The sequence below is a fragment of the Streptomyces sp. NPDC020845 genome, from assembly GCF_044334165.1.
Taxonomy (GTDB): domain Bacteria; phylum Actinomycetota; class Actinomycetes; order Streptomycetales; family Streptomycetaceae; genus Streptomyces.
In genome coordinates, this window is the sequence record NZ_JBIRSJ010000001.1 from 75329 (window position 1) to 101846 (window position 26518).

Below are 26518 nucleotides of genomic sequence, written 5' to 3' on the forward strand. Positions count from 1 at the left end.
CGTCCGGGAAGCTTCGAGCGGTCGGCGACACGAGGCCAGGCGCCGCGGGCCGCCCTGGGTTTCCGGGGGCGACGACTCCCTGGGCGGCGTCGGCCGGGTTCCGCCGCGCGGGGTGGCGGCCGTGACTGCGGTGTGGGGCCCAGGCGCCCCGGTTCCGGCGGCCCCGGCCGGACAGGAGCGGCGGGAGGCCCCGTCGGACGGTGCCGTCGCGGCGTCGCGTACGGCCGCGCGGCGTGTCGCCGGGCAGCGGTCGGGTGGGGGGCCGGCCGATCCGGGTGGCCGGGACGGTGAGCCGGGCGGCCTGACCGTGGGTCCGCTTCTGGCGCGCCCCGTCCGGCCGCCGGTTACGGCCGCCACGGCCGTCGTCGCCGAGTTCGACGCCGCGCCCGTCGGTGCGAGGTGCGCCCCGGACGGCCCGAGCGGCCATCCGGCCGCACAGCGGCCGTGGCCCCCAGGTCCGCCCGCCGCCGACCGTGCCCCACACGTTCTGCGCTTCGCCGCGCTCGGCGACTCGCTGAGCGAAGGGATGGGCGACCCCGCGCCGGGCGGCGGGTGGCGCGGCTGGGCCGTACATCTGGCGGGCGGGCTCGCGCCCCGGCCGGGGGCCGTGGAGCTCGTCAACGTCTCCCGGAGCGGCGCGCTCTCGACCGACCTCGTCGACGGGCAGCTGGCCGCCGCCCGCGCCGCCCGACCCCATCTCGCGTCGGTCGTGGCCGGCGCGAACGACACTCTCCGGGCCGCGTTCGACATCCGGCGGGTCGCCGAAGCGCTTGACACGGTCATCGGCACGCTGCGCGCCGACGGTGCCGTGGTGCTCACCGCATGTCTCCCCGACCCCGGCCGGATGCTGGGGCTGCCGACGCCCCTCGCCCGGCCTCTGGCCCGCCGGATGCGCGCCGTGAACACCGTCGTGCACACGCTGTCCCGGCGGTACGAGGCCGTGCACGTACACCTCGCGGACCACTCCTGGGTCGAGGAGCGGGCGGCGTGGAGCGTGGACCGGCTGCATCCGAGCGAGCTCGGACACCGGTTGCTGGCGCGGGAGTTCCATGCCGCTCTCACCGCACACGGGCTGGCCACCGGCCATCCGCCCGCCGAGGCGCTTGACGGCCCGCCGCCCTCGCTGCTCTCCGGCGCCTGGTGGATGGCGACGCGCGGCACCCGCTGGGTCGCCGATCGCTGCACCGATCTGCTGCCGGACCTGCTCAAGCTGGCGGCGCTGGAATGCCGCCACGCCGTCCTGGGCACCGGCCGTCAGCTCGACGCCCGGGACCGCCTGGAGACCCGCGCCGCCCTCGCGGCGATCACCTCCGAACCGACCGCCCACCGGCCCCACGAAACCGACCACGCCGACCACGCCTGCCGACCCGACCACGCCTGCCGACCCGACCACGCCTGCCGGCCCGAGCAGACCTGCCACGCCGACCGGGCCGGCCGGGCCATCCAGGCAAATGGGGCGACAATGGCGGGGTGACGACGGGACGCTGGGAGTTCTGGATCGACCGTGGCGGGACCTTCACGGACGTCGTGGGCAAGCGCCCCGACGGCCGCCTGGTGGCCCGTAAGCTGCTCTCGCACCACCCCGAGCGATACCGGGACGCGGCTGTCGCCGGTATCCGGCTGACGCTCGGACTCGCCCCCGACGAGCCCATCCCGGCCGACCGCGTCGCCGTCGTCAAGATGGGCACCACCGTCGCCACCAACGCCCTGCTGGAGCGCACGGGCGAGCCGACCGTCCTGGTCATCACCGAAGGCTTCCGGGACGCCCTGCGCATCGCGTACCAGAACCGCCCGCGCCTGTTCGACCGCCGGATCCTGCTGCCCGAGGCGCTGTACGACCGGGTCGTCGAGGTGCCCGAGCGGGTGGACGCCCACGGTGGCGTGGTGCGCGAACTGGACCTGGACGCCACCGCACACGCGCTGCGCGCCGCGCGCCGGGACGGCTTCCGCAGCGCCGCCGTCGTGCTGGTGCACGGCTACCGCCACGCCGCGCATGAGCAGGCCGTCGGGGCGGTGGCCCGCGAGTTGGGCTTCACCCAGGTCAGCTGCTCACACGAGGTGAGCCCGCTGATGAAGCTGGTGTCCCGCGGCGACACCACCGTCGTCGACGCGTATCTCTCTCCGATCCTGCGCCGCTATGTCGAGGACGTGGCGGCCGAGCTGCGCGGCATCCGGCTGATGTTCATGCAGTCCAACGGCGGGCTGCGCGAGGCCTCGCACTTCCGGGGCAAGGACGCGGTGCTGTCCGGGCCCGCGGGCGGGGTGGTCGGCATGGTGCGCGCCTCCGGCGAGGCGGGCCACCACCGCGTCATCGGCTTCGACATGGGCGGCACCTCGACCGATGTGTCCCACTACGCGGGCGAGTTCGAGCGGGTCTTCGGCACCGAGGTGGCGGGGGTGCGGATGCGCGCCCCCATGATGAACATCCACACGGTCGCGGCGGGCGGCGGCTCGGTGCTCCACTTCGACGGGCGGCGCTACCGCGTGGGGCCCGACTCCGCCGGGGCCGTCCCGGGCCCGGCCTGCTACCGGCGCGGCGGCCCGCTGACCGTGACCGACGCGAATGTGATGCTCGGCCGTGTCCAGCCCGGCCACTTCCCAGCGGTCTTCGGCCCCCACGGCGATCAGCCCCTGGACGCGGAGACGGTGCGCACCCGCTTTGCCGCGCTCGCCGGCCGGATCGCGGAGGCGACGGGCGACCGGCGCGGACCGGAGGAGGTCGCGGCCGGTTTCCTGGACATCGCGGTGCTCAACATGGCCAACGCCGTCAAGAAGATCTCCGTGCAGCGCGGCCACGACATCACCCGCTACGCCCTCACCAGCTTCGGCGGCGCGGGCGGCCAGCACGCCTGCGCGGTCGCCGACGCCCTCGGCGTGACCACCGTGATCGTGCCGCCGCTCGCGGGCGTGCTCTCCGCGTACGGCATCGGCGTGGCCGACGCCACCGCCATGCGGGAACAGGCCGTCGAGACGGAGCTGAGCGACGCCACCCTGCCGCGGGTGCGCGAGACCTGCGCGAGTCTGGAGACGCGGACGCGCGCCGAGCTGCGCGCGGACGGCGTCCCCGAGGAGACCGTGACCACCTCGGCCCGGGTCCATCTGCGGTACGCGGGAACCGACTCCGCCATCCCCGTCCCCCTGGACACCGCCGAGGCGATGGCCGAGGCGTTCGTACGGGCGCATCGCGCGCGCTACGCCTTCACCATGGACAAGCCGCTCGTCGCCGAGGCGGTGTCGGTCGAGGCCGTCGGCGCGGCGGGCCCCACGGCCCCCACGGGCGGGTACGCGGACGGGCGGCCGGGCCGTACAGGCGGGCGCCCGGCGGCGACCGTGCGGATGTTCAGCGAGGGCGCGTGGCGGGACACCCTGCTGTACGAGCGTGCCGAGCTGCGCCCCGGGGACGCCGTCGCCGGTCCGGCGATCATCGCCGAGGCGGACGCCACCACCGTCGTCGACCCCGGCTGGCGGGCCGCCGTCGACGAGCGCGGCCATCTGCTGCTCACCCGGGTGCGGCCGCGCCCGCGCACCGTGGCGGTCGGCACCGAGGTCGACCCGGTGATGCTGGAGGTGTTCAACAGCCTCTTCATGGCGATCGCCGAACAGATGGGGCTGCGCCTGGAGAACACCGCCCACTCCGTGAACATCAAGGAGCGGCTGGACTTCTCCTGCGCCCTCTTCGACGCCGAGGGAAACCTGATCGCCAACGCCCCGCACATCCCGGTGCACCTCGGGTCCATGGGCGAGTCCATCAAGGAGGTGCTGCGGCGCAACGGGGACGCGATGCGGCCGGGCGATGTGTACGCCATCAACGACCCGTACCACGGCGGCACCCATCTGCCGGACGTCACCGTCGTCACCCCCGTCTTCGACGAGCAGGGGGCGGAGCTGCTGTTCCTCGTCGCCTCGCGCGGCCACCACGCCGAGATCGGCGGCATCACGCCCGGTTCGATGCCCGCCTTCAGCCGCCGGATCGAGGAGGAGGGCGTGCTCTTCGACAACTGGCTGCTGGTACGGGACGGCCGGCTGCGCGAGCGCGAGACCCGCGAGCTGCTGACCACCGGCCCGTATCCGTCGCGTGCCCCCGACGCCAACCTCGCCGATCTACGGGCCCAGATCGCCGCCAACGAGAAGGGCATCCATGAACTGCGGCGGATGATCGGGCAGTTCGGCCTGGACGTCGTACACGCCTATATGGGACACGTGCAGGACAACGCCGAGGAGTCCGTGCGCCGCATCGTCCCGCACCTCAAGGACGGTTCGTACCGCTACGAGACGGACAGCGGCGCGGTCATCGAGGTGGCCCTGCGGGTGGACCGCGCGGCGCGCGGGGCCGTGCTGGACTTCACCGGCACCTCACCGCAGCAGCCGGGCAACGCCAACGCGCCGAGCTCGGTGGTGATGGCGGCGGTGCTCTATGTCTTCCGGACGCTGGTGGCCGAGGACATCCCGCTCAACAGCGGCTGCCTCAAGCCCCTGGAAGTCCGCATCCCCGAGGGCTCGATGCTCGCGCCCGCCTTCCCGGCCGCCACGGTCGCGGGCAACGTGGAGACCTCACAGGCCGTCACCGGCGCGCTGTACGCGGCGCTGGCGGTGCAGGCCGAGGGCTCCGGCACGATGAACAACGTGACCTTCGGCAATGACCGTGTGCAGTACTACGAGACCGTCGCCAGCGGCTCGGGCGCCGGGGACGGCTTCGACGGCGCGGACGCCGTGCAGACCCATATGACCAACTCCCGGCTGACCGACCCCGAGGTCCTGGAGTGGCGCTACCCGGTGCGCGTGGACGCCTTTGAAGTGCGGCGCGGCAGCGGCGGCCACGGCCGCTGGCGCGGCGGCCACGGCGTCACCCGGCGCATCCGCTTCCTGGAGCCGATGACCGTGGCGCTGCTGACCGGCCATCGGCGGATGCCTCCGTACGGCATGGCGGGCGGCGAGCCGGGCGCGTGCGGTGCGAACCTGATCGAGCGCGCCGACGGTTCGGTGGACCGGCTCGGCGGCTGCGACGCGGCCGAGGTCGGGGCGGGGGACGTACTCGTCGTCCACACGCCGGGAGGCGGCGGCTACGGGCCGCCGGGCGGCTGAAGCGCGGTCTTCGGCCCCGTTGACGCCCCGTCACGACGGCGTCGGCCGCAGCCCGAAGATACGTCGCCTCCAAGGCCGTTTGCCGCCCCGGCCATGGGGGACTCGCCACCCGTCAAGCCCGCCCGGCCCGCCCGCTGCCGGGCCGGGAGCGGGCCCGTATGGCGATCAGTAGCTGGAGGAGCGGTCATGGAGTGGTGGCGGTACGCCGCGTGCGTGGACGAGGATCCGGAGCTGTTCTTTCCCGTGGGCGTGGCCGGCCCGGCGGCCCAGGAGCAGCAGGCGCGGGCCAAGGGGGTCTGCGGCCGCTGCCCGGTGTGCGACGAGTGCCTGGAGTACGCGCTGACCATGGGGGTGAGCCACGGCGTATGGGGCGGCACGAGTGAGGAGGAGCGCCGGGCGCTGCGCCGACGGGCCCAGCGCCGGGGGGCACCTCCCGGCGGTGGCCGGCAGGGGGCACCTCCCAGCGGTAGCTGGGGGAGCCTCAGCTCGTCGAGGGGCGGCCGTCGAACGGGCTGACCGGCCGCCCGGGAGGGACGGCCGGCCGCTGCGGGCACGGGAGGGGCGGGCGCTAGGGAATGGTCGCCCCGTGGTTGTTGAGCGCTTCGGTCACCGGCTGGTAGTACGTGACGCCGCCGGTCTGGCAGTTGCCGGAGCCACCGGAGGTGAGGCCGATGGCGGTGTTGCCGGAGAAGAGCGGCCCGCCGCTGTCCCCGGGCTCGGCGCACACATTGGTCCTGATCATCTGGTAGACGACGTTGCCGTTGCCGTAGTTGACCGTGTAGTTGAGCCCGGTGACGGTGCCGTCGTGCAGGCCCGTGGTGCTGCCGCTGCGCTGGACGAGCATGCCCACGAAGGCGTTGCCGGCCCTGGTGATGGCGCGGTAGGTGCCGTTGTAGAGGTACACGTTGCTGGGGTGCGGCAACAGCGGGTTGGTGTACGAGATGTAGCCGTAGTCGTTGACCGGGAAGCTGGAGTAGGCCGTCGGGCCGATGGGCACGCCGAGCCTGGCGGACCAGTTCGGGTAGCCGTTGGTGCAGTGACCGGCGGTCAGGATGTAGTACGAAGTCCCGATGTGCACATTGAACCCCGCCGAGCAGCGGAAGCCGTTGGACGAGTAGATCGGGTCCCCGCCGGAGAGCAGCTGGGTGATTCTGCCCCGGGCGCGCTGGATGTGCAGGGCGCCGCTGCGCGGGCCCGCCGCTTTCTTGAGCGTGGCGAGCTCGGAGGACGAGACGGTGCTGTCGACGTCGACGCGGACCGAGCCGCTGTCCTCGTCGACGGCCCACGCGGTGCCGCCGACGTCCGCGGCGAGGATCGCGTCGCTCGCTGCCCTGAGCTCCGAGGCGCTGTACGCTGCCGCGGGGTCCGCGGCAGCGGCCCCCGGCGCGAGCAGCGCGAACACGGCGGCCAGACCCGCTATGAGGGCCGCCGTCCGTAGACGTGAAGCCGCGTGGGCGGGGCGGTTCGCCGGGCCGCTTCTGTGGACCGGGTGCTTGATCCTCACGACTGTCCTCCTGATGCCGGGGGAGAGGAGGCCCGCGCCGCGGCCGGTGTCCCGTGGTGGCGCGGGCTCAGCGGGTGAATCCCTGCTGGCAACAGTGATGTCGGCATTCGCCCGGTACAAGGGTTGTTGGGCGGTACCGGGGGGTCGTGAGGAGTGTCCCGATCGCGCGATTACGTCCGCACCCCGGCGCACGCGCCGCCGCGTCACCCCCCGTCGCGCTACCGCCGCCGCAGCACGCCGCGGATGAAGGCCGCCTGCCCGGCGTGCTGCAGATCGTCGGAGATGATGCTCACCAGCCGGACGCCCAGCGTCACCGGCGGGGTCCATGCCTCGTCCACGACGGCGGCCAGATCGGCGTCGCGCAGCCCCCGGACGTAGCCGATCGTGCGCTCGTGGACGGCGTCGTGGTACCCGAGGAGCAGCTTCGGGGGCACCCGGAGGGCGGCCACGTCCTTGGGCCGGTGCCCGTAGCCCGTCGCCGCCGCCGAGAACGGCAGCTCGAACCGCTCGTACCAGCCCTGCTCGGTCCAGACCTCCTCGGCCGCCGCGACCTCGGAGACATGGTTGTCCTGAACCCGTGTCAGGTGCCACACCAGCCAGGCGACGCTGTTGGCCTTGTCGTCGAGGCGGGTGGCCAGCTGGTCCACCGTCAGCCCCTTCACCGCTTCGTGAACCGTCTCCTGAACGCGGCCGAAGGCGTCGGCCAGGACCTCTGCGCTGTTCATTCTCACGATCGTAGGCCGCCCGCCCGCCAGGCGCCGGAACGACAGGCGCGCCTGAACGCGCGTTTTCCCGCGGCCGAGGGCGCGGACGCGCACCACCGAGCAGCGCCGAATTTCCGGATTTCAGGGCCACTTGACGTCCCGGGTGAGCGGAACGGCGCCGTGGGCCGTATGGAAGGGAAGCCTATGCCGTCCCGGCCCCCCGCGGCCGGGGGCGGCGCCGTGCTGGAACGACGTTAAGGAGGCAGGGTGGTGGGACACACGCGGCGCAGGGCGCACCGTGTCGCACGCCTCGTGGCCATCGGGGCAGTGGTGTGCGGCGGCGTGATGGTCTCTCAGGCCGCGGCGGACGGATCGCCCGCCAACGGGTCCGGCGGCGATCCCACCCGGGCCCTCGAGGCGAGAGACACCCGGGACGCCGAGCTGGCCAGGAGTCTGGTGGACAAGCTCGGCACCTCCCGTACGGCGGGCAGCTGGATCGGCTCCGACGGGCGGGCGGTGGTCGCGGTGACCGACGCGGAGGCGGCGGACCAGGTCAACCAGGCGGGCGCGCATGCCAAGCAGGTGCGCTACAGCATGCGGCAGCTGCGCTCGGCGACCGAGACGCTGCGTGAGGCGCCCCGGGTGGCCGGGACCGCGTGGGCGGTGGACGCCATGTCCAACGAGGTGGTGGTGCTCGGCGACAGCAGCGTCTCCGCCGACCAGTGGTCACGGATGAGGGGCGTCGCGTCGGCGATCGGCGGCGAGGTGCGCATGGAGCGGACCACCGGCTCCTTCACCACCCGGACCCTGGGCGCCGAGCCGATCTTCACCCAGGGCGGGCGCTGCTCGGCCGGTTTCAACGTCACCAACGGCCAGGCCGGGTTCATCCTGACCGCGGGACACTGCGGTCCGAACGGCACCGCGTGGTTCGCGGACACGCAGGGGAACACCACCGTCGGCACGACGGTCAGAAGCGACTTCCCCGGCAGCGACTTCTCCTTGGTGCAGTACCAGAACACCTCGCTGGACCAGAGCAGCGTGCTGAACATCGGCAACGGGCAGACCGTACGGATCACCGGAGCCGCCGACCCGGTCGTCGGCCAGAAGGTGTTCCGCAGCGGCAGCACCTCGGGGCTGCGCACCGGCTCGGTGACCGCGCTGAACGCGACGGTGAACTACCCCGAGGGCACCGTCAGCGGGCTCATCCAGACCAATGTGTGCGCCGAGCCGGGCGACAGCGGGGGCCCGCTCTTCGCCCAGAACGTGGCGCTCGGCGTGACCTCAGGGGGCACCGGCGACTGCACGAGCGGAGGCGTGACCTTCTTCCAGCCGGTGACCAAGGCGATGACCGCCCTCGGCGTGTCCCTCCCGAACGCCCCGGCGAGCGACGGGGAGGCGGCGGGTACGGCGTCCACCGCCCCGAACAACGGCTCGGACCCGGCCGCCCAGGGCGCGGCGGGTGGTGCCGGCGGTGCGGGCGGTCAAGGCAGCCAGGTGGGCCCGATCATCCCGGGCACCCAGGGCGACACCTCGTCGCTCGCCGGGGTCGTCGCGTACGCACAGAGCTTCGGCCCCGGGCTGGCGCTCATCGGCGCGGGACTCCTCGGCTTCCTGGCCACGCTGCTCATCCGGCCGGGCCGTCGCGGGTACCGGGGCTACTCCACGCGATGGGGGTGAGGTCTCCCGGTCGGCGCGAGGGGACCCGGTCGCGGGCCGCTACGTGCCGGGCGGCCTGTCCCCGTGACGGTGCGGGGTGCCCGGCGTGGGTGCCCCGCCGCGCCGCTTACAGGGCCCACCCCGGCGCCGGCCGGATCCGTGGCCGGTGTGCGGCGATCTCGCCCTCGATGTCCCGCTCCGCGGCGATCAGCAGCTGTTCGCCCAGGTCGTGCATGGCCCGCCCGGCCGCGAGTTCGTCGCCGATCTCCGGCACATCGGCGTCGTCGGGGCTGCACCGGGCGACGCCCCGGCCGGTGAACGAGGTTTCCTTCGTGTCGAGCACCACGCGCGCCTTGGTCGTTCCCTGGTCCTCGTAGAGGTAGAGGTGAACCTTCCACTCCACTGTCTGCGGCATGGCCGACTCCTCACCTGGTGTCTCATCTGATGGTGGTCCGGTGTGATCCGGACGCGGCTTGTTCGGGGCGTCCCGGCCGCACGATGGCGCCGAGCTCACGGTCGATGCGGCCGCGCACCTCCTCGGCGAGCGCGGCCAGGCGCTCGGAGACGACGGGCCGCTGGGCGGCGGGGGCGCGGATCCGGCGGGCCGGGTGCGGAAGGTCCGCCAGGTCGGCGAGGAACCGCTGGTGGCTCTCCGCCAGGGTGGCGCGTTCGCGGGTGCGCTCGCCGCCGCGCATCACCGTCTCCAGGACCGGCCGGCCGTACGGGGTGGGGTCCTCGTCCGCGAGGCCGATCACATCCGGCTGCCCGGCGCGGCGGAAGATCTGCTTCGGGCCGGGGGCCGTGATCTTCGCCGCGGAGAGCTTCATCACCGGCCGCCCGTCGTACGCGACCAGCTTGTAGGCCGAGTCCAGGTACGGGGCGTCGGCGGAGACCCCGACGCGGGTGCCGACCGCGTAGATGTCGATGGGCGCCGCGGAGCGCACCAGATCCTCCACGGCGTACTCGTCGAGACCGCCGCTGACCACGATCCGCACCCCCTCCAGACCGGCGGCGTCGAGGATGCCGCGCGCCTGCCGGGCCAGCAGGCCGAGGTCCCCGCTGTCGAGCCGGATGGCCGAGCCCGGGGCCCGGGCGCCGCCATCCAGGTCCCGCAGCACGCGCGTGGCCGTGCGGACTCCCGATTCGGTGTCGTACGTGTCCACCAGCAGCGTCAGCGGTCCGGGGTGGGTCCGGGCGAAGGCCCGGAAGGCGGCCTCCTCCGAGTCGAAGGCCTCCACGAACGAGTGGGCCATCGTGCCCACCGCGGGCATCCCCTCGGCGCGGGCGGCCGCCACATTGCTCGTTCCGGCGAATCCCACCACCCCGCCGAGCCGCGCCGCGTGGTAACCGGCCTCGGGGCCATGGGTGCGGCGCAGCGAGAAGTCCACCACGGGGCGTCCCGCCGCCGCGAGCACGCAGCGGGCGGCCTTCGAGGCGATCGTCGTCTGATGGTTGAGCCGGTTGAGCAGATACGTCTCGACCAGCTGGGCCTCGGGCATCGGCGCGGTGACCTCCAGCAGGGGCTCCCCGGCGAGCACGACCCGGCCCTCGGGCACCGCCCGCACCTGGCCGGTGAACGCGAGGCCGAGCAGCGGGCGCAGCTCGTCGACCGGCCGCCCGAGCACCGCGGCGAAGTCCTCGACGTCCTCGGGGCCGACGCGGAAGTCGGAGAGGAAGTCCAGTGCGGACTCCAGGCCCGCGCCGACCAGGAAGCCGCGGTCGGGTGGCAGATCCCGGACGAAGAGGCTGAAGGTGGCCGGGCCGATCATCCCCTCGCGCAGATAGGACATCGCCATCGTGACCTCGTAGAGGTCGGTGGTGGTCGCTTCGGACATCGTCGGCACCTCCTCCGTGCCCGTTTCGCGCGGCTATCACCCACTCTAATGAGTGTCTTGCACTGTTTTGATATGTTGCGTCTTGTTCGGTGCGCTCTTGGCGGCGTTCTGGGCGGCACGCTTGCCCTCGCGCTGGAAGGCCCAGGTCATCCGGGGTTCGACCAAGGGGCGGAAGACGCGCCGTACGGGGGCGGTGCACAGCAAGGTGATCATGGCGATCGCGGCGGCCGTGACCGTCAGCTCGCCGATGGGGGTGTGCAGCCAGGGGTGGTCGTACCAGCTCCAGAAGCGGGACGACTTGATCACAAAGCCGTGCAGCAGATAGCCGTACATCGTCCCCGTGCCGAGCGTGGTGATCCACAGCTGCCGCCCCGGCACCCAGGCCAGGAAGGCGGCCGTCAGCAGCAGCGCCAGCGCGAACAGCGCGGGTGTGGCGAACACCCCGGCCCAGTGCGGCACCCCCCGGCCCGCCACGCTTCCGCGGTGGTAGAACCACCCCGCGTCGATCCGCGGCGCCAGCGCGTACGCGGCGACCAGCGCACCGACGCCGACCGGCAGCGCCGCCAGCCGGACCCGCCGGGTGCGCAGCCGCGTGAAGTGCTCCGGTCGCAGCTTCAGCCCCAGGACGAAGCAGGGCAGAAACGCCAGCACCCGCTGCAGGGCGAGATCGCCGCCCACCTCCGGCGAGACCGAGCCGAGCACGGCCAGGGCCAGCGCGATCGGCACCGGGTGGCGCAGGGCCAGCCACAGCGGTGTGGTGAGCCGCCAGATGAACAGCGCGACCAGGAACCACATCACATACCAGGGGTCGAGCAGACTGATCGGATAGCCCGGGTCGTCCTGCGCCCAGCGGTAGAAGAGGGTGTACGCGACCTCGAAGACGATGTACGGCACGGCGACTCCGGTGAGGAGCCGCCGCACCCGCCCGGGTCCCAGGTCGAAACCGCGCGAGAAATACCCGGATATCAGCGCGAAGGCCGGCATATGGAAGGCGTACACCGTGAGATACACCGCGGTGACGGCCCGGCTGCCGTAGGTGAGCGGTTCCCAGGCATGGCCGCAGGCCACCAGCACGATGGTGAGGTACTTCGCGTTGTCGAAGTACGGGTCGCGGACGCGGCTCCGGGCCCCGCCCTCTCGGGGCGGAGCGGCGGCCGGCGGCGGTTGCGTGCGTGTGGGGGTCTCCTGCTGCACTGAGTCTCCTGGCGCCTTTTGGTCGAGTCGTTTGATCGAAACGTGATCGGACCCGAGGGCGCCTGCCCGCCTCGGCCTCTTCCATGACAGAGCACCGCGAGTAATTCGCCACGCGGAATTCACCACAAGGAGGGGTGCGAGGGGTGGCCCGGCGGCCATCCGCGGGTAGTTCTACGTTTCGAACCACGGTCACCGCAGGTCACTTCGCCCACACCGCGAGGCCCGAGACTTGAGGCCATCGCCGGATCTCACGGAGGAGCCATGCCCGCACCTGTGTTCAGCCGTCGTCACGGTATGCGCGCCGCGGCCGCCACGGCCCTCGCCATGCCACTCGTCGTCCAGTCCGAGGGCGCCGCCGAGGCCGACTCCGGCCCGGAGCGCGACGCGCGGCTGCGCGTCATGACCTTCAACCTCCGCTTCGCCTCCGACGCCGAGCCCAACTCCTGGGCGCAGCGCCGCCCCGCCATGCGGGAGTTGCTGCGCCGCGAGGCGCCCCAGCTGCTGGGCACCCAGGAGGGGCTGTACGGCCAGCTGCGCGATATCGCCCACGATGCCAACCGGTCGGGGCTGCGCTACGACTGGCTGGGCACGGGAAGAGCGGGCGGCAGCCGTGATGAGTTCATGGCCGTCTTCTATGACACCAATCGGCTCGAACCGCTCGAGTACGACCACTTCTGGCTGTCCGACACCCCGTATGTGATCGGGTCCAACACCTGGGGCGGGGCGGTGGTCCGTATGGTCACCTGGATCCGCTTCCATGATCTGTACACCGGCGGGCAGTTCTACGCCCTCAACACCCACCTCGACCACCGCAGCCAGCCCGCCCGCGAGCGCGCCGCCGCCCTGATCACCGAACGGCTCGGCGGCCTCGACGCGGCCCTTCCCCGCATCGTCACCGGCGATTTCAACGTCGCCGCCCATGGCAACCCGGTCTATGACGCGATGCTGGGCGGCGGCACCCTCGTCGACTCCTGGGACGCGGCCGAGCGGCGCAGCGCGCAGTACGCGACCTTCCACGGCTACCGGCCGCTGGTCCCGGACGGCGACCGGATCGACTGGATCCTCACCTCGCCGACCGTGCGCACCCACTACGCGGCCATCAACCCCTACTCCCGGGACGGCCAGTTCCCCAGCGACCACCTGCCGGTGCAGGCGGTCATGCAGCTGCCCTAACCCTGCCCTAAGCCCGTCCGATGAGTTGCCGCGCACGCCCGATCAGGGCGCGCGCGGCGGGGCTGACGGGGCCCTCGGCGCGCCAGGCGAACGCGAGGGCGCCGCGCAGTGCGGGGCGGGTGATGGTGAGGGCACACAGATCCTCGCACCGCCGCACGACGCCCGAGGGCACGATCGCGACGCCCAGGCCGCGCGCCGCCAGCTCGGCGAGCACCGCGGGGGTTCCGGCCTCGAAGGCGATATGCGGGGTGAAACCGGCCGTGGCGCACGCATCGTCGAGCAGCGAGCGGATGCCCGCGCCCCGGGGCAGGGCGATCAGCACCCGGTCGCGCAGGGCGTCGAGCGGGATCGTCGACCGCTTCGCCAGCTCATGGTCCCGGCTGACCGCCGCGACGATGGTGTCCTCCGTGACGACGTGGAGCTCGAGGCCCGGTGGCGGCGTGGTGCCGTAGGCGATGATGGCCGCGTCCAGCCGGCCGCCGCGCAGCGCGTCGACGAGCCCGTCGGAGCTGTCCGTGGTGAGGGTGATCTCCACGGCCGGGTGGTCCTCGTGGAACTCGGCCAGCAGTGTGGGCAGATCGACATTGTGGGAGGTCACCGTCCCGATGGCGACATGCCCGCGGACCAGCCCGGTCAGCTCCTCCACGGCCAGCCGCACCCCGGACACCGCCGAGAGCGCGGCCCGGGCGTAGGGGAGGACCGCCGCGCCCACCTCGGTCGGCCGCACCGAGCGCCCCGAGCGGTCGAGCAGTTCCTGCCCGAGCTCGTGCTCAAGGCGTTTGATCTGCGCGCTGACGCCGGGCTGGGCCACGTGAAGCCGCTCCGCCGCCCTGGTGAAGTTGGCCTCCTCCACCACGGCCACGAAGTATTCGAGCTGCCGGAGTTCCATAACGGCCGATGCTATAACGATCGCTTCTGGCGGGCAGCACAACCAGCTCTTGGACTTCTAGATCGCCGGGTCGCAGAGTGGAGGTGTCAGCAAGAGACGGAACGCGGGAGAGCAGGAGCAGCCATGACCGACCAGACCACCGCGCGCGAGCGCGCCACCGAGCCCGAAGACCTCACCCGCCTGTTCGTGGAGCGGGCCAACGCCGGTGACGTCGAAGGCCTTGCCGAGCTGTACGAACCCGATGCCGTGCTCGCCTTCCCGCCGGGGTCCCAGACCGTCGGCCGCGAGGCGATCCGGGCGGTGTTCGAGCAGATGCTGGCGCAGGCGCCGCACTTCCAGCAGGAACCGACGCTGCCGACCGTCCGCAACGGCGACCTCGCCGTCACCTCGACCCGGCCGGCCGACAACACCGGCGGGCGGGTCCAGGTCGTACGGCGGCAGCCCGACGGCAGTTGGCTGCGGATCATCGACCGACCCGAGATCAGGGACTGACCGTGCGGGTGCTGATCGCGGGGGCCGGCATCGGCGGGCTGACCGCCGGCTTAAGCCTGCACGCCGCGGGGTTCGAGGTCACCGTGATCGAGGCCGTCCGCGAGCTGCGCCCCCTGGGCCTGGGCATCAATCTGCTGCCGCACGCCGTGGGGGAGCTGACCGCGCTCGGCCTCGGCGACGAGCTCGCCCGGATCTCGGTCGCCACCGCCGAGAACGTGTACTGCGACCAGTTCGGGAAGGCGCTCTACACCGAGGAGCGCGGGCTCGCCGGGGGCTACCGGTGGCCGCAGTACTCCGTGCACCGCGGCCGGCTGCAGTCACTGCTGCTGGCCGCCGTACGCGACCGGCTCGGTCCGCACGCCGTACGCACCGGCACCCGGCTGCTGGACTTCGAGCAGGACGCCGACGCGGTCCGGGTCCGGGTGCCCGGGGCCGAGATCGAGGCGGCGGCCCTGGTCGGTGCGGACGGTCTGCACTCGGCGGTGCGCGCCCGGCTGCACCCGGACCAGGGCCCGCTGCTGTGGTCGGGGGTGCGGATGTGGCGCGGGGCGGCCGAGGCCAGGCCGTTCCTCGGCGGCCGCACGTCGGTGATCGCACGCGGCGCGGGCAACGCGGAACTGGTCGCCTATCCGATCGGCCCGTCCTTGATCAACTGGGTGGCCCTGGTGCCGGTGGGCGAGCCCGGGCCACTGCCCGGCGACGCCAACTGGAACACGCCGGGCCGGGCCGAGGAGGTGTTGGAGCACTTCGGCTCCTGGGACCTGGGCTGGCTCGACGTACCCGCGCTGATCGGCGACAGCCCGGCGATCCTCGAATACCCGATGGTCGACCGCGACCCCCTGCCGGCCTGGGGCGAGGGGCGGGTCACCCTGCTCGGTGACGCGGCGCACCCCATGTACCCGGTCGGGGCCAACGGGGCGTCGCAGGCCATCGTCGACGCCCGGGTGCTGGCCGAGCAACTTGCTCTGGACTTTCCCCGGGGCCTGGCCGCCTATGAGAAGGCGCGCCGGGAGGCCACCGCCGCGGTCGTCGCCGCCAACCGGGAGATGCAGCGCACGGGGGACGCCCGGTCGCCGGAAGAACTCGCGCGGATCACGGCGACCTACCGACGCGCCACCCGCGCCGACCACCATCGCTGAAGAGCGTCACTGGCCACTTCGTCCCCGGCGCCGGCCACCGCGGCTGGTGGCAGGCGCCGGAGCCGAGTGTTCAGCGGTGCTGCACCCGCTGCCAGGCATCGAGCAGCCGGGCGGCAGAGCCACCGATCGGCCCGACGGCGTCCGCGAGGGTGGCGGGATCGGGCAGGTGTGCCGCGTTCACGGCGGCGACCGCCGCGCCCGCGTCGTCGATGGTGGCCGAGCAGACCGCCAGCAGATAGTCCGGCACGGTCAGTTCGGGGTCGGTGCAGCCCACCAGCGGTGTGCCGACGGCGGCGACCAGCGGGAACACCGTCCCGGGGATGCCGATGGCCGCCTCGGCACGCGCGGAAGCCGTGACCGACGGGACGCTGCTGATCTCGTACCGGTCCCACAGGCTGCGGTCCTCGCGCGGATGCAGACCGACCAGGATCCGCTTGCCCGCCGCGGCGAGCTTTTCCGCACTGGCCAGCAGCAGTTCAGTCCCCGGGGCCGCGTCTCCGGTGGCGTCCGGGTGTGTGACGCTGGTCAGGACGAGCACCAGACCGGGTTCCGGGTGGCGCGGCGGAAGGCCGTCGGTCTGCGGTGAACCGACGGCCCGGATCGGCCGCCGCGTCCCGAGGTACTGGGCGAACGCCCGCCCCTCGGCGGGCGAGGAGGCGGTCAGCAGCCGCAGCCGCGGACGCAGCTCCCGGGCGCGGGGCGCCTCGACCGGCTTCTGATAGGCCAGGGCGCTCGCGGCCAGCGGGAGCCGCCGCAGACGGGCCGCGCAGTCCGCCGGCCAGTCACCGGCCCCCGTGACGACGAGCAGATCCGCCTCCGGGGCGTCGGCCGGCGTGGCGACCGGGACCGGGTCTCCCGGGGTGATCTGGGTGTAGTCCGGCACCAGCTGGGTCAGTTGCCAGCCGCGCCGCGCCACCTCCGCGAGCAGCGGCTTGACGTGGTACGTACCCCAGGGCTCATTGGTGGCCACCAGGACCCGAAGCGGCCTGCCGTGCGCGGGTCCGGCGGCCACGGCCGAGTCCGCGCCGCCGAGCACCAGCCCCGCGGCTCCTCCCAAGACCCCGCCGAGCACGGCGCGGCGTGACACCTGAAGTCCGTTCATGCCCGGCACAGTAGCGGCGTGGCCCGAGCGATCAAGGCGACGGCGTGTGAACACCTCCGGAACACGCGCCACCGCCCTCACCAGGGAGTCCAGGGCGGCGCGGAGCCGCGAGGTGCCGCCCGACGACGCCTCCTTGAACGGCTCGTCGGAACGGGTACGGACGAAGTAGCCGCGCTCGGCCATGCCGCGGATGGCGTCCTCGCCGAACACCGAACACCGAACACCGAACATGGACGAGGCTGATGTACCCGCCGAGCCCGGGGGCTCGGGGTTGGCCGGTACATGCCCGGCGGCCGCCGGGCAAAGCGGGCGCTGGGGCGCTCAGATACGGGTGCGCAGCCTGATCACGGTGCCGTCCGTGTCGGTCTGCATCTGCACCACATCGCACAGCATGCGCACCCCCCACAGCCCGAACGCGGGCTCCGAGTCGGCCGGCGGGGTGAAGCCCCACAGCGCGTCCGGGTACCAGTGGCCGGGGCCGGAGATCTCGCTGACCAGGTCGCCGTTGTCGGTCCATATCCGCAGGGCGGCGGGCGCGCGCCCGTGCCGGGCGGCGGTGGTGGCCACCTCGGCCACGCCGGCGACCATGTCCCGCAGCGCGTCCCCGGTCAGCCCATGGCGGCCGGCCCGCTCGGTGGTGAAGGCGCGCAGGGCGTCCAGATCGGCCGTGTTGACCGGCATCGTCTCGGCCAGCCGAGGGGCGCGGGGGAGCGGCCGGCGGTCGCAGGTGGCGATGAACGGGCCCGGGGCGGTGTACTCCTCGCTGGTGCGCGGCCCGTGCCCGTCGATCATCTCGGGGTGGGTCTGCCGCGCGTAGTCAAGGATCTGGGGAGGCAGCGCCTCCTGGTCGTAGCAGCAGATCACCCGCGCCCCGGAGTCGCTGAACGCCGCGTTGACGATGGACTCGTAGCGCGCCCACTCCACGACCTCGAGCGGGGTGCGCCCCTGCCACACCGGCTCGGCGACCAGCCGGGCCCGGCGGGGCTTCTCGGCCTCGACATAGGCGTGGTACGCGGCGATGGTCCGCACCGGGTGCTGATACCAGTGGAGCGCGTCCTCGAACTGCACCGACGAGGCGTCCTGGCCCAGGGCATCGCGCAGCGCGTTGATATTCGACTTGGAGGCGACCACGGCGACCGCGTCGTCGGCTTCAAGACCGGCGCGCAGGAAAGGCACACCGACCGAGACCACCTCCTCCTCGTCGCGGTAGAGGAATCCACGGTGCACCATGGAGTCGCGGTGCTCCGCGACCCCACTGCTCTGGCCGGTCATAGGGCCTCCCTCGCGCTGCGCCGAAAAATCGCACACGGATCCGCGACTTGAGAAGTCGGGACGGTGTGATGCGCAGTCTGCCACCCTCGCCCGTGCGCCGCACGGGGACCCTCAACATCGAACAATGCCTGAACGCAACGGTGTTGCGCGCGGAAGAGTCCCGGGTGGAGAGTCGGCGGAGGCGTGGCGGCCGCACATGGACGCGACCTGGGGGGTGGCATAGCATCCCGGCGTGACACAGCTGAAGTACGTCAACGCTAATGGACTTGAGTTCGGCTATTTCGAAGCCGGCCCGACTGACGCGCCGTTGGCGCTCTGCCTGCACGGCTTCCCCGATACCGCGCACACCTGGCGCCATCTGCTGCCCGCCCTCGGCGACGCGGGCTACCACGCCGTCGCCCCCTTCCTGAGAGGCTATGCGCCCACCGGTATACCCGCCGACGGCGCGTACCAGGCCGGTGCGCTGGCCGCCGACGCCAACGCGCTGCACGACGCGCTCGGCGGCGGCGACGACGCCGTGCTCATCGGACACGACTGGGGCGCGATCGCCACCTACGGCGCCACCGCCCACTCCCCGCAGCGCTGGCGGCGGGCGGTCACCATGGCAGTTCCCCCGCTGGGCGGGGTGCTGGCCGACTTCTTCGGCTTCGACTACGGCCAGTTCAAGCGCTCGTTCTACATCTTCCTGTTCCAGACGCCCCTGGCCGAGGCGGGGGCCGCGGCGCACGACATGGCGCTCATCGACGGCCTGTGGCGCGACTGGTCGCCGGGCTACCACCACGCCGAGCAGGACATCGCGCACGTCAAGGAGAGCCTGCGGGAGCCGGCCAACCTCGAGGCCGCCATCGGCTACTACCGCGCCCTGTTCGACCCCTCGCGCCACCTGGAGAAGTACGCCGCCGAGCAGGAGGCCGTCACCCGGACCGGGGAGCGGCCCACGCTCTACCTGCACGGTACGGCCGACGGGTGCATCGGCGCCGACGTGGTCGGCAGCGCGAAGGACCACCTCCCGCCCGGTTCGCGCGTCGACCTGGTCGAGGGGGCGGGACACTTCCTGCACCTGGAGCGGCCCGAGGCCATCAACCGGGAGATCCTGGCCTGGCTGGCCGAGTAGGGCTGAGTGAGGCCCTTTCAGGGCCGGGCGCTCCTCGCCCACATGAGGCGACAGTGGTACCTGCGGCGGATCCGGTATACCGGGTCCGCCGCACGGTTTACCGCCGCTATACCGCCGCTACCCCACCCTCTTCGATGCTGGACACATCGCTACAGCCGCCCGGTAGGGATGCGTCTGGAGAGGGCCAGTGAACGTCGACGAGCAACACCAACAGCACACCGAGCACGATGCCCTCTACGCCTGGAGCACCTACCAGGTCTCCGGCGGAGTGGAAGGATCCGGACCGAGCGGCACCTGCCGCGCGGAGAAGACCGCACGCGCCTGCCTCGAAGCGGCGCTACAGGCCGCGGCGGTCCACTCGGACGTCTACTCCTGGGGGCAGCTCAGCCGGGTGCGGGCGGATATCGATCTGCCCTTCCACCTGTGGTCCCGTGCCCCGGTCGCCTGGGCAGAGCCGGGGCCGCGGGAGACGGTCACCTGGCGGCCCGGTCTGGCGCCGCACGGACAGTGACACGTAACGGCAGCGGTGAGGCGGTGGCAGTGCTCGTGGCAGGGGAATTCGGGATGAACAGCAGCGGGGCCGGCATCGGGCTCAGGACACCGGGGATACGGCAGCACACCGGACACGGCCACCATCAGGGGCGTGCGGCGAATCCGGCCCGGGTCTACAACTATCTCGTCGGCGGCAAGGACAACTACCTCGCCGACTACGAGCAGGCCCAGCGCTTTCTGAAAGTCGCTCCCGAGGTCAGGGACACCGCGCTGTCCAACCGCCGATTCCTGGCCCGCGCCGTGAGCCAGGTGGCCGGTGACGGCATCACCCAGTTCCTGGACATCGGCGCGGGCCTGCCGGTGAGCCCGAACGTGCACGAGGTGGCGCAGGCGGTCAATCCCCGGGCCCGGGTGGTCTACGTCGACAATGACCCGATCGCGGTGAGCCACGGACGGGCGCTGCTGACCGGCTCCGGCACCACGACGATCAGGGCCGATCTGCGCACCCCCGAGCAGATCCTCGACCACGACGAGCTGTGCCGGCTACTGGACCCCGAGCAGCCGGTGGCGATCGTCCTGGCCTTCGTCCTCGACTACATCGACGACGCGGACGACCCCTGGGGACTCGTCGCCCGGCTCATGGACTGGGCCGCGCCGGGCAGCCGTCTGATCCTGTCCCATGTCACCGGCGACTTCACCCAGAACCCGTACCGGGACTGGTCCGGGTTCACCGGCCCCGTCGTGTCCGGGGCGCGCGACCGGTCGCAGATCCTGGACTTCTTCACCGGGCTCGACCTCCTCGAACCGGGGCTGGTGCAGCTGCCGCTGTGGCGGCCGGGCATCGGCGCCGAACACGACCCGTCGCGCGTCTGGGCCTACGGGGGCGTCGGCCGCAAGCCGTGACCCCGAAAACATCTGGCCCGTACGCTGCGGTTATGGCAATGTGCCCGCCGTGACACATAGCGACACCATCCTGATCACCCCGCTCGCCGACCGTCCGTCGTTGATCGACCGCGTGTATGAGATCGCCGAGACCTGGCCCGAGTTCATCACCCATGACCTGGTCTCCAGCGCACTCCTGAGCCGGGTGGTGGAGGAGTTTCCCGAGTACTGCGTGGTGGCGACCGACGGCGACCGCGTGGTGGCACGAGGGCTCAGCGTGCCCTTCAACGCCGAGCTCGACGGCCGCGAGGAGATGCCCGACCAGGGCTGGGACCGCGTGGTGACCTGGGCGTTCCGCGACCGGCGCGGCGGACATCCGCCGACCGTGGCCAGCGCGCTCGAGATCACGTTGGACACCGAATACCTTGGCCGAGGGCTGTCGTACCGCATGCTGGAGGCGCTGCGCGCCACGGTCGCCGAGCAGGGCCACGACACGCTGCTGGCCCCGGTGCGCCCGACGGCCAAACACCTGCATCCGCACGTCCCCATGGCCGAGTACATCCGCGGGCGGCGCGAGGACGGACTGCCGAGCGACCCCTGGCTGAGGGTGCACGTCAAGGCGGGTGGCACCGTCGAGAAGGTCGCTCCGGCCTCGATGACGGTCAGCGGATCCCTGGCGCAGTGGCGGCGGTGGACCGGTCTGCCCTTCGACCGCGACGGCGAAGTCGAGGTGCCCGGCGGCCTGGTGCCGGTGCGCTGCGACACCACCCAGGATCGCGCGGTCTACGTCGAACCCAATGTGTGGATCCGTCACGGCACACGAACCAAGCAGGTCTGAGCGTCGGAAACACGCCTCAGCGCGGGCCGGGGCCGATCTGAAGCGTCATACAGGCGGGGAAGAGCCCGCTCCAGGTGTGCCCGCGCCAGCTCTCGTAGGTGCCCGGCCGCTTCCACACGGGCAGGGCCTCATCCATGTGCGTCCGCCCCTCGGGGAACTTCCCCTGCTCCATGTACGTGAGCCCCATCTCGTACAGGGCGAACCCCTGGTGGTGGATGTTGCCCGTCCGCCGCGCGCCCTCCAGGCTCTCCCGGAAGCAGGTCAGGGCCTCCTCGGGGTGGCCGAGACCGCGGTGGGCGCGGCCGAGGTTGCCCAGGCCGATCACCTCGGCCGCCGCGTCGCCGGTCTCCCGGGCCAGGGCCAGCTGGCGCTTCTGCACCACGATGGCCTCCTCGTGGAGCCCCAGCTCGCACAGCGCGTCGGCGAGGTTGCACAGGGTCCGCAGCTCGCCCTCGTGATGGCCCAGTTCACGCCAGATCTCCAGCGCCGACTCCAGACACTCCCGGACGTCGTCGTACGCGCGCTGCAGCCAGTACGCACCCGCGAGGTGGTCGAGTAACCACGCCTCGCTCTCCAGGTCGCCGAGGCGGCGGGCGGCCGAGATCGCCAGCTCGTTGACCGACTGCAGGTCCTGGGCGTGCGCCCGCGGATAGAGAAACCACTGAAGCGACTGCGCCAGCTGCACACCGAGGCGCGCCACCGGCTCCGGCCGCTCCACGGCGTAGGCGACGGCGGCCAGCAGGTTGCGGAGTTCGGCCTTCAGCCAGGCGTCCGCCTCCGCGCTGTCGTCCAGCGGGACCACGGCGCCGTCGCCGTCGACGGGGCGCCCGGGCCGGGGGCGTAGCGGATCGAGCAGGGTGACCGCCTGCTGGGCGGTGGCCAGGTAGCAGGACAGTCCGCGCGCCACGGCCGTCGACCGCTCGGCCTCGGAGTCCTCCTGCTCCCCCCGCTCGGTGGCGAACAGCCGGAGCAGGTCGTGCATGTGGTAGCGGATCGAGTCCGGGCTCTCCAGGAGCTGTGCGTCGACCAGCCGCTCCAGCGCGCTCTCGGTCCGGCTCTCGCTCAGCCCCAGCAGTGCGGTGGCCACCGGCAGGCTCACATCCGGTCCGGGCAACGCGCCCAGCAGCCGAAACGCCCGCGCGGCGTCCAGGTCGTCGGAGCGCCGGCCCTCGCGGAAGCCGTCGTAGCTGACCTGGAAGCTGGTCCGTACGGCCAGGTCGCCGAAGCTCAGCTCGTCCAGCCGGCCGCGTACGTCGGTCAGCTTGGTCACCAGGGTGCGCAGCGGCCGGCCGGGGCGGGCGGCCAGCCGGGCCCCGGCGATCCGCAGCGCCAGCGGCAGACCGCCGCACAGCCGGGTGATGGCCTCGGCCTCCTCGGGCTCGGCCCGGACCCGCTCCGCGCCGACGATCCGCTCCAGCAGCGCCACGGCCTGGTCGCGGGGGAGGACGTCCAGGTGCAGATGGGTGGCGCCTTCGAGAGTGGTGAGCATTTCGCGGCTGGTGACCAGCGCACTGCAGCCGGGCCCGGCGGGCAGCAGCGGGCGGACCTGCTCCACGGAGGCGGCGTTGTCCAGGATCACCAGCAGCCGCCGGCCCGCCGCCAGCGAGCGGAACTGGGCCGACGCCTCGTCGGTGGAGCTGGGTACGGTGGAGCCGTCCACCCCGAGGGCGCGCAGAAACCGGCCGAGCACTTCGCCGGGGTCCAGGGCCGTCAGCCCCGCGGTGGCGCCGTGCAGATCGACGTAGAGCTGGCCGTCGGGAAACCGGTCGGCGAGCTGATGCGCGGCGTGGATGACCAGGCTCGACTTGCCGACCCCGCCGGTACCGTCGATGGCCGCGATCACCACGGGCCGCCCGCCGCCTCCGTCGCCGCCCTCGGTGGCCACGGCCCCGGAGCTGTCGTGTTCCTCCGCTTCTTCGATCAGCGTCCGTATCACCGCGATTTCGCCGTGGCGCCCGGTGAACGCGGGGCTGGCGGGCGGGAGCTGGCGGGGGCCGCGGGGGGTGCGGGTGGCCCGAGGGGGCGCGGCGGGTGTCCCCGAGCCGGAGCTGGACGCTGCCCCCTCCGCCGCACGCTCCGGCGGCATCAGGGTCTCGTCGGCGGTCAGGATCCGCTGGTGCAGCCGCTGCAGCGCCGGGGTCGGCTCGACGCCGAGCTCATCGGCCAGCGCCCCGCGCAGATCGCGGTACGCCGCCAGGGCATCGGCCTGCCGACCCGACCGGTACAGGGCCAGCATCTGGCGGCCGCGCAGATCCTCCCGGAAGGGGTGTTCGGCCGTCAGGGCCTCCAGTTCGCCCAGCACCGAGGCGTGGCGACCGCAGCGCAGATCGGCCTCGATCCGGGCGTCCACGGCCTCGAGGCGGCACTCCTCGAGGCGCGTGGCCTCCGCCTCCACGGCCGGGGTCGGGGGTACGTCCTGGAACGGTGCCCCGCGCCACAGCCCCAGCGCCTCGCGCAGCCGCTCGGCGGCGGCCTCGGGCGCGTCCCGGTCCAGGCCGCGCCGCCCCTCCTCGACCAGCTGCTCGAACCGGTGGGCGTCGAACTCGGCCGCCTCCACGGCGAGTCGGTACCCGTGCGCCTTGTAGCCCTGCTTGTCGGTGATCAGGACCTCACCGGACTCATCGCCCAGGGTCTGCCGCAGCCGCGACACATAGGTCTGCAGCAACTTGCCCGCGCTCTGCGGGCGCCCCTCCTCGCCCCACAGCTCGTCCATGAGCCGTTCGGTGGGCACGGTCCGGTTGGCGTGGCACAGCAGCACCGCGAGCAGCATGCGCCACTTGGCGGGGCCGAGGGAGATCCATCGGCCGCCGTCCCACAGCTCAAGCGCCCCCAGGACCCGATACCGCACCCGTTACCTCCGAGGTCCTTGGCCCAAGCCCGGTCCCTGTCTCGTTTCGTCGATACGTCAACTCACCGCTCTGGTAACGGTTATACCTCTCCAGCGGCCGTTCCCGTGCATCATTCACCGGTCGCGGAGTACTCTCCCCCGGCCGTCGCGCGTCAAGTTGTCCGAAAACGCTCGGAGGCCCAGTGGGCCGGGCGGCTCAGCGTCCCCGGCAGCCTGGTGTTGGCGTCCCCCTTCGCGGCGTTGAGCTGGGCCTGAGTGAGGAAGACGGCTCCGGTGAGGTCGGCGCCGGTCAGATCGGCGTCGCGGAAGTCCACCCCGATCAGATCCGCCGACCGCAGGTCCGCGCCGGTCAGATCGGCCGCGATGAGCAGGGCCCCGCGAAGGTTGGCGCCACGCAGATCGGCGCCCTTCAGGCGAGCCCCGATGAGATCGGCCCCCCGGTGGTTCTTCTTGCGCCCCGGGACCTCGGCGCGCACCAGCTCGCCGGCGCGCACCAGCAGTACATTCACCTCCTGGCGCAGCGCCGCCACGTCAAGACCGGCCAGGGACTCGGCGCTGCCGCGGGTGCGGCCGTCGAGGTCCGCCAGCGCGCGGCGGAGGTCGGCGTGGACCGGGCGGGCCGACGGCAGGGCCAGCGCTTCGGTCACGTACCACAGCAGCTCGTGCAGGGCCCGCATGACGGGGAACACCTCGAACATCCGGGGCGCGGTCTCGGGGGCCTGCCGCCAGTCCCGGCCGCCGAAGGTGGTCTGGGACACCTTCTGGCCGGCTCCGAAGCAGTCGAAGACCGTGCAGCCGGAGAAGCCCCGCTCGCGCAGCTGCGCGTGGATGCCGCAGCGGAAGTCCTCCTGGAGGTTCGTACACGGCCGCCCGGCCGCCTTGTCGACCGCGAAATCCGCCGAGGCGGCGAAGGGCAGGGCGACACAGCACAGTCCGAAGCAGTTCGCGCAGTCGGCCCGCAGGGCGCGCCGGTCGGGGTCGGCCGCCGGGGTGCCGGCCGAAGGGGTTTCGCGCTTGCGGGACAAGGTGCCTGATCTCCTGCCGTGAGATGAGCACCGCTGCATGCCGTGCTCGGAACTGGTGTCCATTCTCCCCGGGGCCCCGGAAAGTCTCCCCCGAGGCCCCGACGAGCCGTGTTGGCCGGCTGTTAGGGGCCTGTTAGCGACCGGTTAGCCCCCTTGGGCAAGGTCGTCGCCGAGCGGCCGCGGCGCACTGGTGACCGCAGGTACGGGGAGAGGACGCATGTCGTGATATTCGCTGTAGTCGGGCTGGTGCTGGTCGGCGTCATCAGCGTACTGAACCTGGTGATCCTCCTGGTCGTGCTCCGCCGGTGGCGGGAGCTGGAGGCTTCGGGCGGCGGTGGGCACAGCCATGGCCATGGCTTCCCCACGACCGGAGCCATCTCCAGCATCCGGACCGGTGACCGGCTCCCGGACTTCTCCGCCCGTGCCCTCGACGGCACCGCGGTGACGGAGCGCACTCTGCTCGAGAAGGAGACCCTGGTCGGCTTCTTCTCGCTCACCTGCAAGGCATGCGTCGAGGCCGTACCCCTCTTCGCCCGGCACGCCGAGCGGCTGCGGGCCGACGGCGGGACCTCCTTGGCGATCGTCCATGGAGACGACTCGGCCGACAGCGAGCTGGCCGCGATGCTCAGCGAGGCGATGGACATCGTGATCGCCGAGGACTCCGAGGCCGAGTTGTCGAAGCGGTACGGCGCCAAGCACTACCCGAGCTACGCCTGGTACGGGCCCGACGGCATGGTGACCACGGCGGGCGCGGGCGTCTCCGCCCTGCGGGCCCAGCCGGTCGCCTCCTAGCGTCCCGAAGGCCCCACCCACAAGGCCCGCGCGGGCCGCGGCCGCCGCGTTCGACGTCCCTTCGTGGCGGCGGTCTGCCCGTGTGCGGAAACCGATCACACCAACCCCAAGGAGAGGCAATGTTCCGAAGCGTGACCGAGCGTGTCACCCGCGCCGTCGAGGTGCTGCTTCCCAAGGCCACCGCCGACGCCGCCTGCCCGCCGGACCCGTACACCCAGTGCAAGGAAATGAGCGGTACCTGCTTCTGTCGCAACTGCTCGACCAACGGCGCCTGCAAGGTTGTCTGCGGCGCCTGGTACAGCATGAGCCACAACTACTGCTGATTTGCCCTAAGCACTGTCGGCGCGTGTAACGCCGGTTGATCTGCCGCGTGGCCATCCCGTCGGGGCGGCCACGTCGGCACGCCGAAGCTCGCCGAACGAGCCGCATATGGCCAGCTCCCTCCCCCTCCGAAGCGGCCGCATCGCCTTCGCGCAACCCCTCCC

At 72.6% G+C, this 26518-nt stretch carries 22 protein-coding genes and 1 pseudogene; 13 read left to right on the plus strand and 10 right to left on the minus strand.

Annotated features, from left to right (window positions below; translation table 11 throughout):
* Positions 1–121 precede the first annotated feature (121 nt).
* The 3 genes and pseudogenes from ACH4U7_RS00275 to ACH4U7_RS00285 form a co-directional block, all read left to right on the plus strand.
* Positions 122–1474 carry an SGNH/GDSL hydrolase family protein gene (locus ACH4U7_RS00275; protein WP_398525792.1) on the plus strand — a complete coding sequence of 451 codons (1353 nt, stop codon included), beginning with the start codon at positions 122–124 and terminating at the stop codon, positions 1472–1474.
* Positions 1471–5082: a hydantoinase B/oxoprolinase family protein gene (locus ACH4U7_RS00280; RefSeq protein ID WP_398525793.1), complete on the plus strand. Its 3612-nt coding sequence runs from the start codon at positions 1471–1473 to the stop codon at positions 5080–5082. The genes ACH4U7_RS00275 and ACH4U7_RS00280 overlap by 4 nt, the downstream gene beginning before the upstream one ends.
* Positions 5083–5268: 186 nt before the next feature.
* Positions 5269–5508 (plus strand): annotated as a pseudogene (locus ACH4U7_RS00285) (WhiB family transcriptional regulator); the annotation flags it as partial.
* A gap of 142 nt (positions 5509–5650) precedes the next feature.
* Here ACH4U7_RS00285 and ACH4U7_RS00290 read toward each other — a convergent pair.
* Together ACH4U7_RS00290 and ACH4U7_RS00295 are read right to left on the minus strand one after the other, a co-directional pair.
* Entirely contained in the window at positions 5651–6586 is a 936-nt protein-coding gene (locus ACH4U7_RS00290; protein ID WP_398525794.1) for a S1 family peptidase, read from the minus strand.
* Between the two features lie 218 nt (positions 6587–6804).
* A complete protein-coding gene (locus tag ACH4U7_RS00295; protein WP_398525795.1) occupies positions 6805–7311 on the minus strand; it encodes a DUF664 domain-containing protein in 507 nt (168 codons plus the stop codon).
* A 249-nt stretch (positions 7312–7560) separates the two neighbouring features.
* Here ACH4U7_RS00295 and ACH4U7_RS00300 point away from each other — a divergent pair, with 249 nt between their 5' ends.
* Complete coding sequence (locus ACH4U7_RS00300) at positions 7561–8967, plus strand: S1 family peptidase (RefSeq protein WP_398526421.1); 1407 nt, start codon at positions 7561–7563, stop codon at positions 8965–8967.
* A 106-nt stretch (positions 8968–9073) separates the two neighbouring features.
* Here the strand turns inward: ACH4U7_RS00300 and ACH4U7_RS00305 are convergent, their stop codons facing one another.
* From ACH4U7_RS00305 to ACH4U7_RS00315, 3 genes are read right to left on the minus strand one after another with little or no spacing between them, the layout of a single operon-like run.
* Positions 9074–9361: a DUF1876 domain-containing protein gene (locus tag ACH4U7_RS00305; protein WP_398525796.1), complete on the minus strand. Its 288-nt coding sequence runs from the start codon at positions 9359–9361 to the stop codon at positions 9074–9076.
* Positions 9362–9383: 22 nt separating this feature from the next.
* Positions 9384–10781, minus strand: a complete 1398-nt coding sequence (locus ACH4U7_RS00310; RefSeq protein WP_398525797.1) for a nicotinate phosphoribosyltransferase — start codon at positions 10779–10781, stop codon at positions 9384–9386.
* A gap of 45 nt (positions 10782–10826) precedes the next feature.
* Entirely contained in the window at positions 10827–11975 is a 1149-nt protein-coding gene (locus ACH4U7_RS00315; RefSeq protein WP_398525798.1) for an acyltransferase family protein, read from the minus strand.
* A gap of 261 nt (positions 11976–12236) precedes the next feature.
* On the opposite strand from ACH4U7_RS00315, the gene ACH4U7_RS00320 reads away from it, so the two are divergent.
* A complete protein-coding gene (locus ACH4U7_RS00320; RefSeq protein ID WP_398525799.1) occupies positions 12237–13148 on the plus strand; it encodes an endonuclease/exonuclease/phosphatase family protein in 912 nt (303 codons plus the stop codon).
* A gap of 7 nt (positions 13149–13155) precedes the next feature.
* Here the strand turns inward: ACH4U7_RS00320 and ACH4U7_RS00325 are convergent, their stop codons facing one another.
* Positions 13156–14037, minus strand: a complete 882-nt coding sequence (locus ACH4U7_RS00325; protein WP_398525800.1) for a LysR family transcriptional regulator — start codon at positions 14035–14037, stop codon at positions 13156–13158.
* A 123-nt stretch (positions 14038–14160) separates the two neighbouring features.
* Between ACH4U7_RS00325 and ACH4U7_RS00330 the strand changes: the two genes are divergently transcribed.
* Positions 14161–14529 (plus strand): YybH family protein, encoded by a 369-nt coding sequence (locus tag ACH4U7_RS00330; RefSeq protein WP_398525801.1) that lies wholly within the window; start codon positions 14161–14163, stop codon positions 14527–14529.
* 2 nt (positions 14530–14531) lie between these two features.
* Positions 14532–15668 (plus strand): flavin-dependent oxidoreductase, encoded by a 1137-nt coding sequence (locus ACH4U7_RS00335; protein WP_398525802.1) that lies wholly within the window; start codon positions 14532–14534, stop codon positions 15666–15668.
* Positions 15669–15738: 70 nt separating this feature from the next.
* Here ACH4U7_RS00335 and ACH4U7_RS00340 read toward each other — a convergent pair whose 3' ends face one another.
* Together ACH4U7_RS00340 and ACH4U7_RS00345 are read right to left on the minus strand one after the other, a co-directional pair.
* The gene (locus tag ACH4U7_RS00340) at positions 15739–17001 is read right to left on the minus strand and encodes a hypothetical protein (protein ID WP_398525803.1); all 1263 of its coding nucleotides are present in this window, start codon (positions 16999–17001) and stop codon (positions 15739–15741) included.
* A 90-nt stretch (positions 17002–17091) separates the two neighbouring features.
* On the minus strand, positions 17092–18042 hold the full coding sequence (locus ACH4U7_RS00345) for an anti-sigma factor RsbA family regulatory protein (protein WP_398525804.1): 951 nt from the start codon (positions 18040–18042) through the stop codon (positions 17092–17094).
* A gap of 232 nt (positions 18043–18274) precedes the next feature.
* On the opposite strand from ACH4U7_RS00345, the gene ACH4U7_RS00350 reads away from it, so the two are divergent.
* The 4 genes from ACH4U7_RS00350 to ACH4U7_RS00365 all read left to right on the plus strand — a co-directional run bounded on the left by ACH4U7_RS00350 (position 18275) and on the right by ACH4U7_RS00365 (position 21368).
* The gene (locus ACH4U7_RS00350; protein WP_398525805.1) at positions 18275–19156 is read left to right on the plus strand and encodes an alpha/beta fold hydrolase; all 882 of its coding nucleotides are present in this window, start codon (positions 18275–18277) and stop codon (positions 19154–19156) included.
* A 187-nt stretch (positions 19157–19343) separates the two neighbouring features.
* Positions 19344–19667 carry a hypothetical protein gene (locus ACH4U7_RS00355; protein ID WP_398525806.1) on the plus strand — a complete coding sequence of 108 codons (324 nt, stop codon included), beginning with the start codon at positions 19344–19346 and terminating at the stop codon, positions 19665–19667.
* A gap of 53 nt (positions 19668–19720) precedes the next feature.
* Entirely contained in the window at positions 19721–20551 is an 831-nt protein-coding gene (locus ACH4U7_RS00360) for an SAM-dependent methyltransferase (protein ID WP_398525807.1), read from the plus strand.
* Positions 20552–20600: 49 nt separating this feature from the next.
* Positions 20601–21368, plus strand: coding sequence for an N-acetyltransferase (locus tag ACH4U7_RS00365; RefSeq protein ID WP_398525808.1), 768 nt, complete (start codon positions 20601–20603; stop codon positions 21366–21368).
* A gap of 16 nt (positions 21369–21384) precedes the next feature.
* Here ACH4U7_RS00365 and ACH4U7_RS00370 read toward each other — a convergent pair whose 3' ends face one another.
* Together ACH4U7_RS00370 and ACH4U7_RS00375 are read right to left on the minus strand one after the other, a co-directional pair.
* Positions 21385–24216 carry an AfsR/SARP family transcriptional regulator gene (locus ACH4U7_RS00370; RefSeq protein ID WP_398525809.1) on the minus strand — a complete coding sequence of 944 codons (2832 nt, stop codon included), beginning with the start codon at positions 24214–24216 and terminating at the stop codon, positions 21385–21387.
* Between the two features lie 152 nt (positions 24217–24368).
* On the minus strand, positions 24369–25241 hold the full coding sequence (locus tag ACH4U7_RS00375) for a pentapeptide repeat-containing protein (RefSeq protein WP_398525810.1): 873 nt from the start codon (positions 25239–25241) through the stop codon (positions 24369–24371).
* A gap of 222 nt (positions 25242–25463) precedes the next feature.
* Here ACH4U7_RS00375 and ACH4U7_RS00380 point away from each other — a divergent pair, with 222 nt between their 5' ends.
* Together ACH4U7_RS00380 and ACH4U7_RS00385 are read left to right on the plus strand one after the other, a co-directional pair.
* Positions 25464–26033 carry a TlpA disulfide reductase family protein gene (locus ACH4U7_RS00380; RefSeq protein ID WP_398525811.1) on the plus strand — a complete coding sequence of 190 codons (570 nt, stop codon included), beginning with the start codon at positions 25464–25466 and terminating at the stop codon, positions 26031–26033.
* Positions 26034–26152: 119 nt separating this feature from the next.
* A complete protein-coding gene (locus ACH4U7_RS00385) occupies positions 26153–26356 on the plus strand; it encodes a hypothetical protein (RefSeq protein ID WP_385627063.1) in 204 nt (67 codons plus the stop codon).
* The last annotated feature ends 162 nt before the right edge of the window (positions 26357–26518 follow it).